This window comes from Enterococcus sp. R12, from assembly GCF_058135755.1.
In genome coordinates this window covers 2,059,115-2,075,955 of record NZ_CM176874.1, presented here as the reverse complement: position 1 = coordinate 2,075,955, position 16,841 = coordinate 2,059,115, and the positions used below count along the sequence as shown (strand labels likewise).

At 42.4% G+C, this 16,841-nt stretch carries 11 protein-coding genes, 1 riboswitch and 1 other annotated feature; all 11 genes read left to right on the top strand.

All coding sequences use genetic code 11. From position 1 onward, the window contains the following. The first annotated feature begins 2 nt into the window (after positions 1-2). The 11 genes from purD to ACTW1R_RS09540 all read left to right on the top strand — a co-directional run bounded on the left by purD (position 3) and on the right by ACTW1R_RS09540 (position 16,781). Positions 3-1,289 (top strand): phosphoribosylamine--glycine ligase, encoded by a 1,287-nt coding sequence (gene purD, locus ACTW1R_RS09590; RefSeq protein ID WP_375826583.1) that lies wholly within the window; start codon positions 3-5, stop codon positions 1,287-1,289. Between the two features lie 169 nt (positions 1,290-1,458). Further along, positions 1,459-2,373 (top strand): aldo/keto reductase, encoded by a 915-nt coding sequence (locus ACTW1R_RS09585; RefSeq protein ID WP_016611032.1) that lies wholly within the window; start codon positions 1,459-1,461, stop codon positions 2,371-2,373. Between the two features lie 210 nt (positions 2,374-2,583). Further along, positions 2,584-3,561, top strand: a complete 978-nt coding sequence (gene guaC / locus ACTW1R_RS09580) for a GMP reductase (protein ID WP_005230038.1) — start codon at positions 2,584-2,586, stop codon at positions 3,559-3,561. A 121-nt stretch (positions 3,562-3,682) separates the two neighbouring features. After that, positions 3,683-4,783: a non-hydrolyzing UDP-N-acetylglucosamine 2-epimerase gene (wecB, locus tag ACTW1R_RS09575; RefSeq protein WP_016611033.1), complete on the top strand. Its 1,101-nt coding sequence runs from the start codon at positions 3,683-3,685 to the stop codon at positions 4,781-4,783. A 389-nt stretch (positions 4,784-5,172) separates the two neighbouring features. Further along, positions 5,173-5,344: riboswitch (M-box (ykoK) riboswitch) on the top strand. A 187-nt stretch (positions 5,345-5,531) separates the two neighbouring features. Next, a complete protein-coding gene (gene mgtA / locus ACTW1R_RS09570) occupies positions 5,532-8,123 on the top strand; it encodes a magnesium-translocating P-type ATPase (protein ID WP_142973262.1) in 2,592 nt (863 codons plus the stop codon). A 434-nt stretch (positions 8,124-8,557) separates the two neighbouring features. After that, complete coding sequence (gene pdhA / locus ACTW1R_RS09565; protein ID WP_489927266.1) at positions 8,558-9,667, top strand: pyruvate dehydrogenase (acetyl-transferring) E1 component subunit alpha; 1,110 nt, start codon at positions 8,558-8,560, stop codon at positions 9,665-9,667. 2 nt (positions 9,668-9,669) lie between these two features. Continuing rightward, positions 9,670-10,647, top strand: a complete 978-nt coding sequence (locus ACTW1R_RS09560) for an alpha-ketoacid dehydrogenase subunit beta (protein ID WP_005230047.1) — start codon at positions 9,670-9,672, stop codon at positions 10,645-10,647. 25 nt (positions 10,648-10,672) lie between these two features. Then, positions 10,673-12,319, top strand: a complete 1,647-nt coding sequence (locus ACTW1R_RS09555) for a dihydrolipoyllysine-residue acetyltransferase (RefSeq protein WP_005230050.1) — start codon at positions 10,673-10,675, stop codon at positions 12,317-12,319. A gap of 7 nt (positions 12,320-12,326) precedes the next feature. Then, on the top strand, positions 12,327-13,733 hold the full coding sequence (lpdA, locus tag ACTW1R_RS09550) for a dihydrolipoyl dehydrogenase (protein ID WP_005230052.1): 1,407 nt from the start codon (positions 12,327-12,329) through the stop codon (positions 13,731-13,733). A gap of 110 nt (positions 13,734-13,843) precedes the next feature. After that, positions 13,844-14,097 (top strand) — a binding site (T-box leader). A gap of 50 nt (positions 14,098-14,147) precedes the next feature. After that, positions 14,148-15,419: an O-acetylhomoserine aminocarboxypropyltransferase/cysteine synthase family protein gene (locus ACTW1R_RS09545; RefSeq protein ID WP_375826582.1), complete on the top strand. Its 1,272-nt coding sequence runs from the start codon at positions 14,148-14,150 to the stop codon at positions 15,417-15,419. 162 nt (positions 15,420-15,581) lie between these two features. Continuing rightward, entirely contained in the window at positions 15,582-16,781 is a 1,200-nt protein-coding gene (locus ACTW1R_RS09540) for an MFS transporter (protein WP_218212533.1), read from the top strand. The last annotated feature ends 60 nt before the right edge of the window (positions 16,782-16,841 follow it).

The window sequence follows — 16,841 nt, the reverse complement described above, 5'->3', positions numbered from 1 at the left end:
CGATGAAAATACTTGTTATTGGTAGTGGTGGCAGAGAACATGCCGTCGCAAAAAAGTTTCTGCAAGACCCTCAAGTTGAAACAGTCTTTTGTGCAAAGGGCAATCCTGGAATGCGAAAAGACGGGATCGTGACAGTCGCAATTGAAGAGTCCGATCATGAAGGTTTGATTGCTTTTGCTCAAGAACAGGAGGTTGATTGGACCTTCGTTGGTCCAGAAGTTCCATTATTAAATGGCATCGTAGATGATTTTCAGGCGGCGGGCTTGGAAATTTTTGGTCCCAATCGACAAGCAGCGATGATCGAAGGATCAAAAGAGTTTGCCAAAGAATTGATGCGTGCCAATCACATTCCAACAGCTGACTATCAAAGCTTTACAGATAGTGCGCAAGCAAAAGCATATATCCAACTTAAAGGTGCACCGATCGTTATCAAAGCGGATGGCTTAGCGGCAGGCAAAGGCGTAGTTGTTGCTGAAACCGTTGATGAGGCGAATGCAGCTGTCGAAGCGATGATGGAGCAAAATGCTTTTGGTGAAAGTGGTGCAAAAGTGGTGATCGAAGAGTTTTTGGCTGGCGAAGAGTTTTCGCTCTTGGCGTTTGTTAAGGACGAAGCCGTCTATCCAATGGTCGTTGCCCAAGACCATAAACGTGCGTTTGATGGCGATTTAGGGCCGAATACAGGTGGTATGGGGGCGTACACACCAGTACCGCAGATTTCGCAAGAAATGGTCGATCAAGCGGTCAAAGAAATTTTACTTCCTGCAGCAAAAGGGATGATTCTTAATAAGACACCATTTACTGGTATTCTTTATGCAGGTCTGATTGCTACTAATGATGGACCGAAAGTCATTGAATTTAATGCTCGTTTTGGTGATCCAGAAACGCAAGTCGTGTTAAGTCGTTTAGATAGTAGCCTGGCACAGATCATTGATGATCTCTTGCAGGATCGAGAGCCCGCGATCCGCTGGAATCAAGCGGCTTCGATCGGTGTCGTGATTGCATCGCAAGGATATCCTGGCAAGTATCAGCAAGGAATGCCTGTTCCATCTCCTCAAGGAGAAGGAACACAATTCTTTTATGCAGGAGTGGAGGAGACTACTGATCAAGGCGATTTGACGGCAGCTGGTGGTCGTGTTTTTCTTGTGGAAGCTTCAGCTGAGGATTTAGCTACTGCACAAAAGAACGTCTATGAAGCAATCAATAAATTGCCTTTGTCGGGTTTGTTTTATCGAAATGACATTGGTGACAAAGCCTTACACTATAGCAACTCATCAAAGGCGATGAAGTAAAGAACGTTTCTATGCGTAATGCAAATTAAAAGTAAAGGATGACTGCCAGTAAAACCGATCGGTTGTGCTGGTGGTTTTCATTTTATAGGAGGTTTTTTTGACGTTGGTGTAGCGTTTTCATCTTGTTGTGCTAAAATAAGAATGTAGTTTAAATAAGGAGGAACTTTACGTGAAAAAAATTAAATTCGGTCCCACTGATTTAGAAGTATCTAGCGTGATTTTAGGCTTGATGCGAATCAACAATGCCAAAGACCCAGTGAAAGTATTGACGACAGCGATTGAAAATGACATTACCTTTTTTGACCATGCCGATATCTATGGGCGCGGGGAGTGTGAAACGATTTTTGCGGAAGCGTTAGCAAAAACGGATGCCAAAAGAGAAGAGTTGTTCATTCAATCAAAATGTGGCATCGTTCCAGGTGAAATGTTTGATTTTTCGAAAGAGCATATCATTTCTTCCGTGGAAGGTAGTTTACAGCGTTTGAAAACCGATCATTTGGATGCGCTACTATTGCATCGCCCTGATACTTTGTTTGAACCAGAAGAAGTGGCAGCTGCCTTTGATCAATTAGAAAAAGACGGCAAAGTGAAATACTTCGGTGTCAGCAATCAAAAACCTGGTCAAATCGAATTGTTGAAAAAATATGTTTCCCAACCTTTAGTAGCGAATCAGCTGCAATTCGGGATCATGCATACGGGAATGATCGATCAAGGAATTCATGTCAACATGACGGATGCTGGTAGTGTCGATCATGATGGAGAAATTCTTGAATATTCTCGCTTGCATGAGATGACGATCCAAGCTTGGTCTCCGTATCAATATGGTTTCTTCGAAGGTGTCTTTATCGGTAATGAGAAATTCCCAGAGTTGAACGAAAAATTGACCGAACTAGCGGACAAGTATCAAACGACACCAACAGGTATTGCTTCTGCGTGGATCTTACGTCACCCTGCAAACATGCAAGTGATTGCTGGAACGATGACCCCACATCGGATCGAAGAAATCGCGCAAGCATCTTCGATCGTATTGACCCGCCATGAATGGTATGAGGTGTATAAAGCAGCAGGGAACATCTTGCCGTAATTTATTAGTAAATCCCGTTTTTTTCAGTACTTATAAGGATGAATGTTCGTAAAAGACGAACATTCATCCTTTTTTTTCAAAAAGTATTTCTAAAAAGCTTGTATTTCACTTCTAGGTGGTTTAAATTGTTGTGGGCGTTAAAAATAGGCTGAGGCCATTTGATGCTTGCTTCACTCTTAGTAAGATTTGGAGGATATTTTTATGTTTGACATGAAAGTTTTTGATTACGAAGATATACAACTGATTCCTAACAAGTGTATCGTGAACAGTCGTTCAGAATGTGATACCACGGTGACATTAGGCGGACACTCTTTTAAGATGCCTGTCGTTCCTGCAAATATGCAAACGATTATTGATGATTCGATCGCAGAATTTTTAGCTGAAAATGGCTATTTTTATATTATGCACCGCTTTGATGAAGAAGCGCGGATTCCATTTATCAAAAAAATGAAAAGCCGTGGCTTGATTGCTTCTATCAGCGTAGGTGTCAAAGAAAATGAATATGCCTTTGTGGAAGAACTAGCTGACAAAGAGCTTGTTCCTGATTTTATTACGATCGATATTGCTCATGGCCACTCAAACGCCGTGATCAATATGATCCAACACATCAAGAAGCATTTGCCAGCAACGTTTGTGATCGCTGGAAATGTTGGAACGCCAGAAGCAGTTCGTGAATTGGAAAACGCTGGTGCAGATGCAACGAAAGTCGGCATTGGACCTGGGAAAGTGTGTATCACAAAAATCAAAACTGGTTTCGGGACTGGCGGCTGGCAGTTAGCAGCACTACGTTGGTGTGCCAAAGCTGCTCGCAAACCAATCATTGCAGATGGGGGCATTCGGACACACGGCGATATCGCTAAATCTGTCCGTTTCGGTGCAACAATGGTCATGATCGGTTCATTGTTTGCAGGTCATGAAGAATCACCTGGTGAAACGAAAGTAGAAAACGGTGTTGTGATGAAAGAATACTTTGGTTCTGCATCGGAATTTCAAAAAGGCGAAAAGAAAAACGTGGAAGGAAAGAAAATTTGGATTCAATACAAAGGTTCTTTGAAAGACACGTTAGTTGAAATGCAGCAAGACTTGCAGTCATCGATCTCTTATGCAGGTGGAAAAGATTTAGAATCGATTCGTAAAGTGGATTACGTAATCGTGAAAAATTCGATTTTCAATGGAGATACGATCTAAACAGGATACTAAAGAAGCGACCTTCTATTGGTCGTTTCTTTTTTTGTAAGAAGAACCATTTTGTTTTTCTGTTTTCTTCGTTATAATAGAAGCAATGAAGAGTAGAGGAGCGGGTGACCAAATGACAATCAAAGTGATGTCAGTGTTCGGTACCAGACCGGAAGCCATCAAAATGGCGCCACTAGTAAAGGAATTGGAAAACGACCCGCGTTTTGAATCGATCGTTGTGGTGACGGCGCAGCATCGAGAAATGTTGGATCAAGTATTAACGGTTTTTGAGATCGCACCAGACTATGATCTGGATATTATGACTTTAGGGCAAACCTTGACAGGGATTACCACCAAAGTTTTACTGGATCTAGAACCGATCCTGCAAAAAGAAACTCCTGATATCGTGCTGGTTCATGGGGATACGACCACCGCTTATGCAGCCGCGACGGCCGCCTTTTATCAGCAAATTCCTGTGGGTCATGTGGAAGCCGGTTTGCGCACATGGAACAAAAAATCTCCTTATCCAGAAGAAGCCAATCGTCAGTTAATCGATGTCTTAGCTGATTTTTATTTTGCGCCAACTTCCCAAAGCAAAAAAAATCTGCTGGCTGAAAACCGCAATGAGGCTGCGATTTATGTAACAGGTAATACCGCCATTGATGCGATGCGTTATACGATCTCGGAGGAATACCAGCATCCAGAACTTTCCGCAGCAGATCAAACCATGATCCTATTAACAATGCATCGTCGAGAAAACTTAGGTGCTCCGATGCAGCAGGTCTTTCGTGCTTTAGCACAGATCGCAAAGGAGAAGCCAACGATCAAAGTGGTTTTCCCTATGCACAAGAATCCCCAAGTCCGAGGGATTGCTCAGGAGATTCTTGGGGAACTAGCAAATGTTACGTTGATTGAGCCTTTAGATGTCATTGATTTTCATAACGTTGCGAATCAAAGTACCTTGATTTTGACGGATTCCGGTGGTGTCCAAGAAGAAGCGCCGTCATTAGGCGTTCCTGTTTTGGTCTTGCGAGATACAACAGAGCGCCCCGAAGGCATTGCTGCAGGTACGTTAAAACTGATCGGTACGTCTGAAGCTGCGGTTTATCAAGAAACAAAGCGACTGCTAGAAGATCCAGAAGCTTACAATGCCATGGCACATGCAGAAAATCCATACGGCGATGGGAAAGCAAGCCAGCGAATCCTGCAAATTTTAGCCGATCATTTTTCGTGAGAGCTAGAGTGAATAATAATTCTCCCAGTATAGGTGAACATAGAGAAAGAGGCAGCTGTTTGTCAAATGGCTGTCTTTTTATATACATGAAACCTGCGGGAACGCCGTTTCCATTTTTCGTTGATTGTGACAAACGAAGAAGCTTGATTAAGTGTGAGTTTCGCTTTGAAAGGATTTCTGTTCATCTGCTCGTATATAAAGGTTTATCAAGTATAAAATCACATCAGTTCTTTAACATTGTTATTTTATTGTAAGACCTTTCATTTGAAAACCTATGGAAAACTTTGAAAAAAGGGTACTTTTTTCCTTAGATGCTGTTGACATTGGTTAGGATAGCAGTTATTATGTGGGTAGTTGGAAGAAAGACTTCCGACGAACTGACATTTTATACAAATAATTGTTAGGTGAGGCTCCTATATGGACACAAGCTGCTGCCGCAAAAGCATCGAGAGATGCTTAGTTGGTAGGACAGGTCTAATCGTGAAGGTTAAACCCAAAGCAGCTGATAGCAAATTTGCTATCTACGCCCTATAGTGCTAAAGCTCTACAATGATCATGAGTTTTTTACGCATGCTTATTGGGAGCGTGCGTTTTTTTGTGTCTTTTGCGCGCGTTCCACAGTGACTTACCTAATAAAAAGAAAGGAAGATTCACATGGAATACCCCAGTCCCCAGATGAAACAGCGGAGTAGTTATCGAATCGCTAGGGGTGGCGTAAGCAACTCCTAAGTGCTAGGAGGAAAAAAGGATGTTAAAAAAACTATCGAAAGATCAAGAACTAAAATTACTTGCAAAATTGACCGAAAGAGAATTATTGATGGAGATGCGGACCTCCTTCCAAGGGTTATCGGAAGAAGATGCTGCAGAACGTTTAGCAGAGTATGGTCCAAATAAAGTCGACGCACAAAAACCAATACCCGCTTGGTTGATGATCTTAGGCGCTTTTAAAGATCCCTTTGTGTTAGTTTTAGCCCTATTAATGATTATTTCTTTTGTAACAGGCGATATTGAAGCAGTGATCGTGATGGGAATCATGATTTTAGCCAGTGTTATGATTACTTTCGTCCAAGAATACCGTTCCCAAAAAGCAAGCTTAGCGTTAAAAGAACTTATTGAAAATACTTGTTCCGTAACCAGAGATGGAATCACGAGAGAAATTCCAATGGATGAAGTCGTTCCTGGAGACATCGTCACCTTAGCAACTGGCGATATGATCCCTGCGGATGCGATCTTGATTTGGACCAAAGATTTATTTATCAATCAATCTTCATTAACAGGCGAATCAATGCCCGTTGAAAAATTTGTCGATGCTGGGATCAAAGAAAGCGATGAACAAATTTCTGCACTAGATATGCAAGATCTTGTTTTCATGGGTACCGATGTCTTAAGTGGTCAAGGAAAAGCCATTATTTTGAAAACCGGTCAAAGTACATTCTTTGGCGATATTGCTAAAAATGCGACCACGAAACGCGGCAAAACAACCTTTGAAGATGGCTTAACGAAAGTCAGCAAACTATTGTTGCGAATGGTCATGGTTCTTTTCCCAATCGTTTTACTGATCAATGGATTAACCAAGGGTGATTGGGGTGAAGCGTTGTTCTTCGCGATTGCAGTAGCAGTTGGTTTGACGCCAGAAATGCTACCAATGATCGTTACCAGTAACTTAGCCAAAGGGGCGATCTCTTTATCAAAAGAAAAAGTGATCGTCAAAGAATTGCCTTCGATTCAAAACTTAGGTGCAATGGATGTCCTATGTACCGATAAAACGGGTACGATCACCGAAGATCGTGTCGTGTTGGTGCAACATTTAAACCCGTTTGGCGTAGAAGATAAACAAGTTCTTGATATGACCTATTTAAATTCTTACTATCAAACAGGGTGGAAAAACCTGATGGATATCGCAGTGCTAAACTACTATGAAGAAGAAGGTTTGGCAGCGCCATTCAACGATGTGACAAAAATCGATGAGATTCCTTTTGACTTTTCACGTCGTCGCTTAACGGTTGTTGTCAATGCGGATGGTCATCAACTGATGGTCACAAAAGGTGCAGCTGAAGAAATGGAACAAGTCTGCAAATACGTAGAAGTTGATGGCAAAGTGATGGAATTGACTCCTCAATTGAGAGAGCAATTACGTCAAGTGAACCTGCGCTTGAATAAACAAGGGATGCGTGTGTTAACGGTTGCCGTAAAACGCGATGCCCACGCAGATGCCGTTTATTCTGTAGCAGACGAACAAGACATGATCATGATTGGCTTTATGGGCTTCTTAGATCCAGCAAAAGAAACAGCCAAAACAGCGATTGCTTCTTTACATGGTCATGGCATCAATGTCAAAGTGTTGACTGGAGATAATGCGATCGTTGCGCAAAAAGTTTGCCGAGATGTTGGTATCGATGCAGATGAATACTTATTGGGAACCGATATTGATCATCTATCAGATGAAGAGTTAGCAGCGAAAGCTGCAAAAACCAATCTGTTTGCAAAATTAAACCCAATGCAAAAATCACGAATCATTGAAACCATTCAAGCAGCAGGCCATACGGTTGGCTTTATGGGAGATGGCATCAACGATGCGCCTGCTTTACGCACGGCAGATGTTGGCATCTCGGTTGATACAGCAGCAGATATCACCAAAGATGCCAGCTCGATCATTCTATTAGAAAAAAGTTTAAATGTCCTTGATAAAGGGGTCATCGAAGGGCGCAAAGTATTTACCAATATGATGAAGTACATCAAAATGACGTTGAGTTCGAACTTCGGGAATGTCTTCTCGATCTTAGTTGCTAGTGCCTTTTTACCTTTCTTACCAATGTTGTCCATTCAATTGTTGGTTCAAAACTTGGTGTACGATATGGCACAATTGACGATTCCATGGGATAACGTAGACAAAGCAGAGTTAGAAAAACCAGTTAAATGGCAAGTAGGCGGACTATTGAAGTTTACCGTCGGCATTGGACCGGTCAGCAGCATCTTTGATATTTTGACCTTCTTTGTGATGTGGCATGTCTTCAGTGCAAATACGATCCAAGAGCAAGCCTTGTTCCAAGCAGGATGGTTTATGATCGGCTTAACGACACAAACCTTAGTCGTTCACATGATCCGAACAAGAAAATTACCATTTATCAATAGTATTGCTTCACCGGCAGTCCTGATCTCCAGCGTCCTAGCGATTGCAGTTGGCTTCTTAGTTATCTTGACGCCATTGCACACCGTCTTCGATTTTGCGGCGCTGCCATCAAGCTACTGGCCATGGTTTATTGGTATCAATTTCGCTTATTTAGTAACAGTTGAATTTGCCAAACGCATTTATATTCATGTAACGAAAGAATGGATTTAAAAAAACAGGTCGGCGTTCTTCCTATGGAGGGGAGAATTGCCGATCTGTTTCTTTTTATCCGATCTCTGTATTATTTTTTTCTCATCTTAAGAAAATTCTTTTTGATTCAAGTCGAATCCTTCACAAGTAATAAAAGGAGGTTAATGGTAAATCTGTTTAGCCAAATGATGATTGCTGTACTATTCTTAAATAAAAAAAAGAATCTGAAAAGAAAAAATTGAAGAAAGCGATTGCTTAAATGTGATTAATTTCACTAATGTTTTCTTAAGAGTTGCTACAGTGGGAATTGTTTTATTAAAAAAAATACCCTTTTCACTTGTCATTTTCGAAGTTAAATGATAATTTATAAGAGTAAATGAAATTTCGATAGTACAGATTTAAACCCTGTTACATACGAAAGTGAATTTTTATATCAGAGAGGAAAGTGTGTCAAGATGGCAAAAAAACAAAAAGCACTTGATTTCCAAGCGATTTTGGAGCAAGTCAATGCGGATTTTCCAACTTACCAAGCTTTGGACAAAGACGGGAAAATTGTAAATCAAGAGTTAGTACCAGATTTAAGTGACGACGATTTAGTTGAATTGATGACTCGTATGGTATGGTCTCGTGTATTAGACCAACGCTCAACTGCGTTAAACCGTCAAGGTCGTCTAGGTTTCTTCGCGCCAACTGCTGGACAAGAAGCAAGCCAATTAGCAAGTCAATTTGCTTTTGAAAAAGAAGACGTTCTATTACCTGGTTACCGTGATGTACCACAATTGATCCAACACGGTCTGCCATTGAAAGAAGCGTTCTTATGGTCACGTGGTCACGTTGCCGGGAACCTTTACCCAGAAGATTTAAAAGCATTGCCACCACAAATCATCATCGGTGCACAATACGTCCAAGCAGCCGGCGTTGCTTTAGGATTGAAAAAACGCAATAAGAAAAATGTTGTATTCACTTATACAGGTGATGGCGGTTCTTCACAAGGGGACTTCTATGAAGCAATCAACTTTGCAGGGGCATACCATGCAAACGCTGTATTCTACATCCAAAACAATGGTTTTGCGATCTCTACACCTCGTGAAGTACAAAGTGCGGCACCAACATTGGCACAAAAAGCAGCAGCAGCTGGGATTCCTGGTATCCAAGTTGACGGTATGGATCCATTGGCAGTGTACTATGTTTCTAAAGCAGCTCGTGAATGGGCAGCAAACGGCAACGGTCCTGTATTGATCGAAACCTTGACTTACCGTTACGGTCCACATACATTGTCTGGTGATGATCCAACCCGTTACCGTTCAAAAGACATGGACAGCGAATGGCAACAAAAAGATCCATTGGTACGTTTCCGTACTTACCTAACTGAAAAAGGACTTTGGTCTGAAGAAAAAGAAGAACAAGTCATTGAACAAACAAAAGAAGAAATCAAAGCAGCGATCGCTGAAGCTGACCGCGTGCCAAAACAAAAAGTTTCAGATTTCTTGAAAAACATGTTTGAAGTTCAACCACAAAACATTAAAGAACAAATTGCAACTTACGAAGCGAAGGAGTCGAAATAGTCATGGCACAAAAAACAATGATTCAAGCAATTACAGATGCCTTAGCTGTTGAAATGGAAAATGACAAAGAGATTTTAGTCTTTGGTGAAGATGTCGGTAAAAACGGCGGGGTTTTCCGTGCAACAGAAGGTTTACAAGAAAAATTCGGCGAAGATCGTGTCTTCGATACCCCTCTTGCTGAATCTGGTATCGGCGGCTTGGCTTTCGGTTTAGCATTAGAAGGTTTCCGTCCAGTTCCAGAAATCCAATTCTTTGGTTTCGTATTTGAAACCTTTGACGAAATCGTTGGTCAAATGGCGCGTACTCGTTACCGTATGGGTGGTACACGTAATTTACCAATCACTATTCGTTCACCATTTGGTGGCGGTGTGCACACACCAGAATTGCACTCAGATAACTTGGAAGGATTGATCGCTCAATCACCTGGTATCCGTGTCGTTATTCCATCAAACCCATATGATGCAAAAGGATTATTGATTGCTTCTATCCGCAGCAATGACCCAGTTGTTTTCTTAGAGCACATGAAACTTTACCGTTCATTCCGTGAAGAAGTGCCAGAAGAAGCATACGAAGTTCCTTTAGACAAAGCAGCAGTAACTCGTGAAGGTTCTGATGTTTCCATCATCACTTATGGTGCGATGGTTCGTGAAGCAATCAAAGCTGCTGACAACTTAGCGAAAGAAAACATCAACGCTGAAATCATCGACTTGCGTACAGTTGCTCCTCTTGATGTTGAAACGATCATCAAATCAGTTGAAAAAACTGGTCGTGTGGTTGTCGTTCAAGAAGCACAAAAACAAGCAGGTGTTGGCGCTCAAGTCGTTTCTGAAATTTCTGAACGTGCGGTTCTATCACTAGAAGCTCCAATCGGACGCGTGTCTGCACCAGATACGATCTTCCCATTCGGTCAAGCTGAAAACATTTGGTTGCCAAATGCAAAAGACATCGAAGACAAAGTGAAAGAAATCGTGAACTTTTAATAGTTGAAGAAGGGAAGAATAGAAAATGGCATTTCAATTTAAATTACCGGATATCGGTGAAGGAATTGCAGAAGGCGAAATCGTAAAATGGTTCGTCAAAGCAGGGGATACCATCAATGAAGATGATACCTTACTAGAAGTTCAAAATGATAAATCAGTGGAAGAAATTCCATCTCCAGTAACAGGAACAGTGAAAAACATCGTTGTCCCTGAAGGTACAGTCGCAAACGTTGGGGATGTCCTTGTTGAGATCGATGCACCAGGACATGAAGACAACGAAGGCGATGAAGGTGTAGCAGCAGAGTCTCAAACACCAGCAAAACCAGCGGCAGAACCTACAACGGAAACGGCTGAAGCATCAGCTGGTTCTTCTGAAGGCGCAGGCGTTTTCCAATTCAAATTACCAGATATCGGTGAAGGAATTGCAGAAGGTGAAATCGTAAAATGGTTCGTTAAAGCAGGAGATACCATCAATGAAGATGATACGTTGCTTGAAGTTCAAAACGACAAATCAGTGGAAGAAATTCCATCTCCAGTAACAGGAACAGTGAAAAACATCGTTGTTGCTGAAGGAACAGTCGCAAATGTTGGGGATGTTTTAGTTGAAATCGACGCACCTGGTCACAACAGTGCGCCTGCTTCATCAAGCACATCTGCAGAAGCACCAAAAGAAAAAGTGGAAACTTCTGGTTCAGCAAGTGTTGTTGAAGCAGCAGATCCTAACAAACGTGTCTTGGCTATGCCTTCTGTCCGTCAATTCGCTCGCGAAAAAGATGTTGATATTTCTCAAGTATCAGCAACAGGTAAAGGCGGCCGTGTAACAAAAGAAGACATCGAAAACTTCCTATCAGGTGGCGGACAAGCTGCAAAAGCTGAAACTCAAGCTCCTGCGAAAGAAGAAACAAAAGCTGCAGCAACTGAAAGCAAACCAGCAGCTCCAGCAAAAGCCTTCAAATCAAACTTAGGTGATTTAGAAGAACGTGTGGCCTTAACACCTACACGTAAAGCAATCGCTAAAGCGATGGTAAACAGCAAACAAACAGCACCTCATGTAACCTTGCATGATGAAGTTGAAGTAACAAACCTATGGGATAACCGTAAGAAATTCAAAGAAGTTGCTGCTGCAAACGGCACAAAACTTACTTTCTTACCATATGTTGTGAAAGCATTGACTGCAACAGTGAAAAAATTCCCTATCTTGAATGCGTCAATCGATGATGCAAAACAAGAGATCGTATACAAAAACTATTACAACATCGGTATCGCAACAGATACTGACCATGGTTTGTATGTACCAAACGTAAAAGATGCAGATCGTAAAGGCATGTTTGCTATCGCCGATGAAATCAACGAAAAAGCAAAACTTGCTCATGACGGCAAATTAGCTGCAGATGATATGCGTAACGGTACCATCACGATCAGTAACATCGGTTCAGTTGGTGGCGGCTGGTTCACACCAGTAATCAACTACCCTGAAGTAGCTATTTTGGGTGTAGGTACGATCGCGCAACAACCAATCGTAAACGCTGAAGGCGAAATCGTTGTCGGACGTGTGATGAAACTTTCATTAAGCTTCGACCACCGTATCGTTGATGGCGCAACAGCGCAACAAGCAATGAATAATATCAAACGTCTATTAGCTGATCCAGAGCTATTAATGATGGAAGGATGATTAACAAATGGTAGTTGGAGATTTTGCTGTTGAATTAGATACAGTTGTAATCGGTGCGGGACCTGGCGGCTATGTAGCTGCCATCCGCGCTGCTGAAATGGGACAAAAAGTAGCAATCATTGAAAGAGAATACATCGGCGGCGTTTGTTTAAACGTTGGTTGTATCCCTTCAAAAGCCTTGATCGCTGCAGGTCATCATTACCAAGAATCTTTGGATTCAACAATGTTTGGTGTAACAAGTGAAAATGTTTCCCTTGATTTTACCAAAACACAAGAATGGAAAGACAACAAAGTCGTTAAAACGTTAACTTCTGGTGTTGGTTTCCTATTGAAAAAACATAAAGTTGAAACAATTGAAGGAGAAGCTTTCTTCGTTGATGATCACACATTGCGTGTCATCCACCCAGATTCAGCACAAACTTACTCTTTCAACAATGCAATCATCGCAACAGGTTCTCGTCCAATTGAAATCCCTGGTTTCAAATTCGGCGGACGTGTCCTTGATTCAACTGGCGGATTGGCATTAAAAGAAGTTCCTAAAAAATTCGTTGTTATCGGTGGCGGTGTCATCGGTTCTGAACTAGGTGCAGCGTATGCAAACCTAGGTGCAGAAGTAACGATCCTTGAAGGTTCTCCTCAAATCTTGCCAACCTATGAAAAAGACATGGTCAAATTGGTTGAAGAAGACTTTGCGAAAAAAGGTGTAACAGTCGTTACCAACGCAATGGCGAAAGAAGCAATTGACAATGGCGACAGCGTAACTGTGAAATATGCCGTAGATGGTAAAGAAGAATCAGTTACTGCTGATTACGTGATGGTTACTGTTGGCCGTCGTCCAAATACTGATGACATGGGCTTGGAACAAGCAGGTGTTGAAGTAGGCGAACGCGGATTGATCACGGTTGACAAACAAGGCCGTACCAACGTATCAAACATCTACGCAATTGGTGATATCGTTCCTGGTGCTGCATTAGCACATAAAGCCAGCTACGAAGCAAAAATCGCTGCTGAAGCAATCTCTGGCAAAAAAGTTGCCGTTGATTACAAAGCGATGCCTGCAGTTGCCTTTACTGACCCAGAATTGGCTTCTGTCGGTATGACGATCAAAGATGCCAAGGATGCTGGAATTGAAGCAAAAGCATTCAAATTCCCATTCTCAGGTAACGGTCGTGCGTTATCTCTAGGAAAAACCGAAGGATTCATTCGCTTAGTAACAACGGTTGAAGACAATGTGATCATCGGTGCGCAAATTGCTGGTTTAGGAGCAAGCGATATGGTTTCAGAACTTGCTCTTGCTATTGAATCTGGCATGAACGCAGAAGATATCGCGTTAACCATCCATCCACATCCATCTCTAGGTGAGATCACAATGGATGCTGCTGAGTTAGCTCTAGGTTTACCAATCCACATTTAAGCTTTTTGAAACTCGTTCATCATTTGGTGAACGAGTTTTTTTATCACCAAAAATAAAGCGATCCTAAGTTATTGACAGAATCTTCTGTAAATGATACGATGCTCTTAATATTTCAACCGTTGATGAGGAAAGTACATTGATTTGGCAAGCCTAGAGAGTCTTCGTAGGGTGCAAGAAGAACTTGTAGAATCAATCGAAAATGGCCTCAGAGGTGATCTTCTGAACTTGTACGAAAGATAAGAAGATCCGGGTGCGCCCGCTATCGCGTCAGAGTATAACGACGTTAATTTGTCGCGTACTTGCTGAGAAGCATGCTGGAAAGTCTGCTTGAATAAAGGTGGTAACACGTAAACACGTCCTTTGATATCTCGATATCAGAGGGCTTTTTTATTTGTATTATTAAGGAGGAATAGTATGACAGAAAGATTTGAGACGATTCAATTACACGGAGGACAAACACCAGATCCTACCACAGGGAGTCGCGCCGTACCCATTTATCAAACCACATCGTATGTGTTTGAGGACGCAGATCAAGCGGCAGCGAGATTTAGTCTTAGTGAGAATGGCAATATCTATACCCGTATTACCAATCCGACAACGTCTGTTCTAGAAGAACGATTAGCCCTCTTAGAAGGCGGTGTCGGTGCGTTAGCAACGGCTTCTGGCTCAGCAGCGATCACCTATGCGATTTTAAATCTTGCACAAGCAGGAGATCATATCGTTTCTGCTGCTTCAATTTATGGGGGGACCTATAATTTATTCGCTCATACGTTGCCAGATTTTGGCATCACTACAAGCTTTGTTGATAGTGAAGATCTGGCAGCACTAAAAGCAGCCATCCAAGAAAATACTAAAGCAGTTTTTCTAGAGTCTTTAGGCAATCCAGATATTGATATTGCCGACTTTAAAAAGATTGCAGCGATCGCTCATGAAGCAGGGATTCCCCTCATCATTGACAATACCTTTGCGACTCCCTATCTGTTTCGAGGATTTGAGCATGGGGCGGACATCGTCGTTTATTCCACGACAAAATACCTCGGTGGTCACGGTGCTGCTTTGGGAGGGGCTATTATCGACAGCGGCAACTTTGATTGGACAAATGGCAAATTTCCCAAGCTGGTCGATCCCGATCATAGCTACCATGGAATCTCATGGGTAGAAGCCGCTGGTAACGCTGCCTATATCACTCGGGCACGAACGATTCTTTTACGAGATACAGGCGCTGCGATTTCTCCCTTCAATTCATGGGTGTTGCTGTTAGGCATCGAGACGCTTTCGTTGCGGATGGAACGTCATGTAGAAAATGCGCAACAAGTTGCTGAATTTTTAGCCAAGCACTCGGAAGTCTCTTGGGTTCATTTCCCAACACTGCCGGACAGCCCCTATTTTGAACGGGCGCAGGAGTATTTCCCCAAAGGGACCAGTTCCGTCTTTTCCTTTGGATTAAAGGGTGGGGCAGAAGCAAGCAAAACCTTTTGTGGCGCAACCAAGCTCTTCTCTTTGCTGGCAAATGTCGGGGATGCAAAGTCCTTGATCATCCATCCAGCTTCGACGACCCATTCCCAGCTTAGCGTAGAAGAACTTGAAGCAGCCAAAATTCGTCCAGAGACGATTCGCCTATCCATTGGATTGGAAAACATCAACGATCTATTGGAAGATCTCACGCAAGCCTTCCAACAGCTCTAAATAGTTGAAGCAGTAGGAAAAGCGCAGGATACTATGCTGCGCTTTTTTGTTGTCGGTTAGTGTTTCAAATAAAATTGCGGTTTCTGTTGATAGAAGGATAGTAAATCCATCGGTTCTATGCTATATTTAGTTGCTAAGGAATATGGATAAGGTGGGGGATGTATGCGTAATCATGCAAGTGACAAGAGGATTCGGTTTTACTACACAAGTTTGCAATTTCTTTATTGGATGATGTTTTGCTCAATCTATGGCTTTGCGACCCTTTTTTTGATTTATTTCAAGGTCGATCCAGCAAAAATTGGCGGTATTTTAGCCTTAGTCAATATTGCGTCTACGATTTTGCAGCCCTTCATCAGTCAAATCATTATCAAAAAAAGTAAAGTACCGCTGATCGTTGTCTTGAAAACGATGACAATCGGCGTGGTCGCGGTGCTCTTAGCAGGTGTGATTTTCCCTGCATTCTCAATACTGACCTATGTTTTAGGAGGGATTTTGCTCGTTTCCATGCAGTCCTTTCTCAACGCCTTGGCGTTTGAATACACGAATAGCGGCAACAAAATCAATTTTGGCTTTTCGCGTGCGGGTGGGTCACTAGGATTTGCGGGGACCTCCTTTTTACTGGGGCAGCTCTTGGAGGAGTTTTCGGCAGCCCTTTTGCCAATGATCGCTATCGGGCAGGCCGTTTTGTTTCTCATTATTTTGCTTTTGCTGCCAGCGATCAAGAAGCCAGAAATGCCCGTGATGCTTACAGAACAAAGTCATTCAGGTGCCTTTTTGAAGAAATATCCTTTTTTACTCTTTCTCTTTGTCGGGTTTAGCTTTCTTTTCAGCTTCCACACGATGATCAACAGCTTTTTGGCACAAATTTTTGCCGATATTGGCGGTGGCAGTAAGGAAGTTGGCATCGCCCTGATGGTTGCGGCGTTATGCGAATTGCCTGGCATGATTTTCTTTGAACAGTTAGTGAGGATACGGTCTAGCCGTTTTTGGCTGTTGTTTTCCAGTGTTGCCTTTGCCATTCGTGGGGTGCTGATGCTGTTGATCAGCTCCATTATCTTGATGGAATTGAGCCATTTGATGCAAGGGGTTAGTTTTGCTTTGTTTATTCCAGCTTCAGCTTATTTGTTCAACCATAGTTTGGCAGATGAAGATCGGGTTTTTGGACAAACGATTATTATCATTGCTACCACGATCGGTGGCGTGATTGGCAATCTTTTGGGCGGGATGCTGATCCAAAGCTTCGGTGTTTGGGAAATGCTTTTGATTGGGACTGGGTTTGCCGTTCTAGGTGCTGCATTGACCTTTATCGGTGTGAAAAAAATCCCTAAAAGCAACAAGAAACTAGCGATCCTAAGCGAATGATCGCTAGGTAGAAAAAAGAGTTGCGGCCGTATTTGCTTCGGTCGCAACTCTTTTGAATCT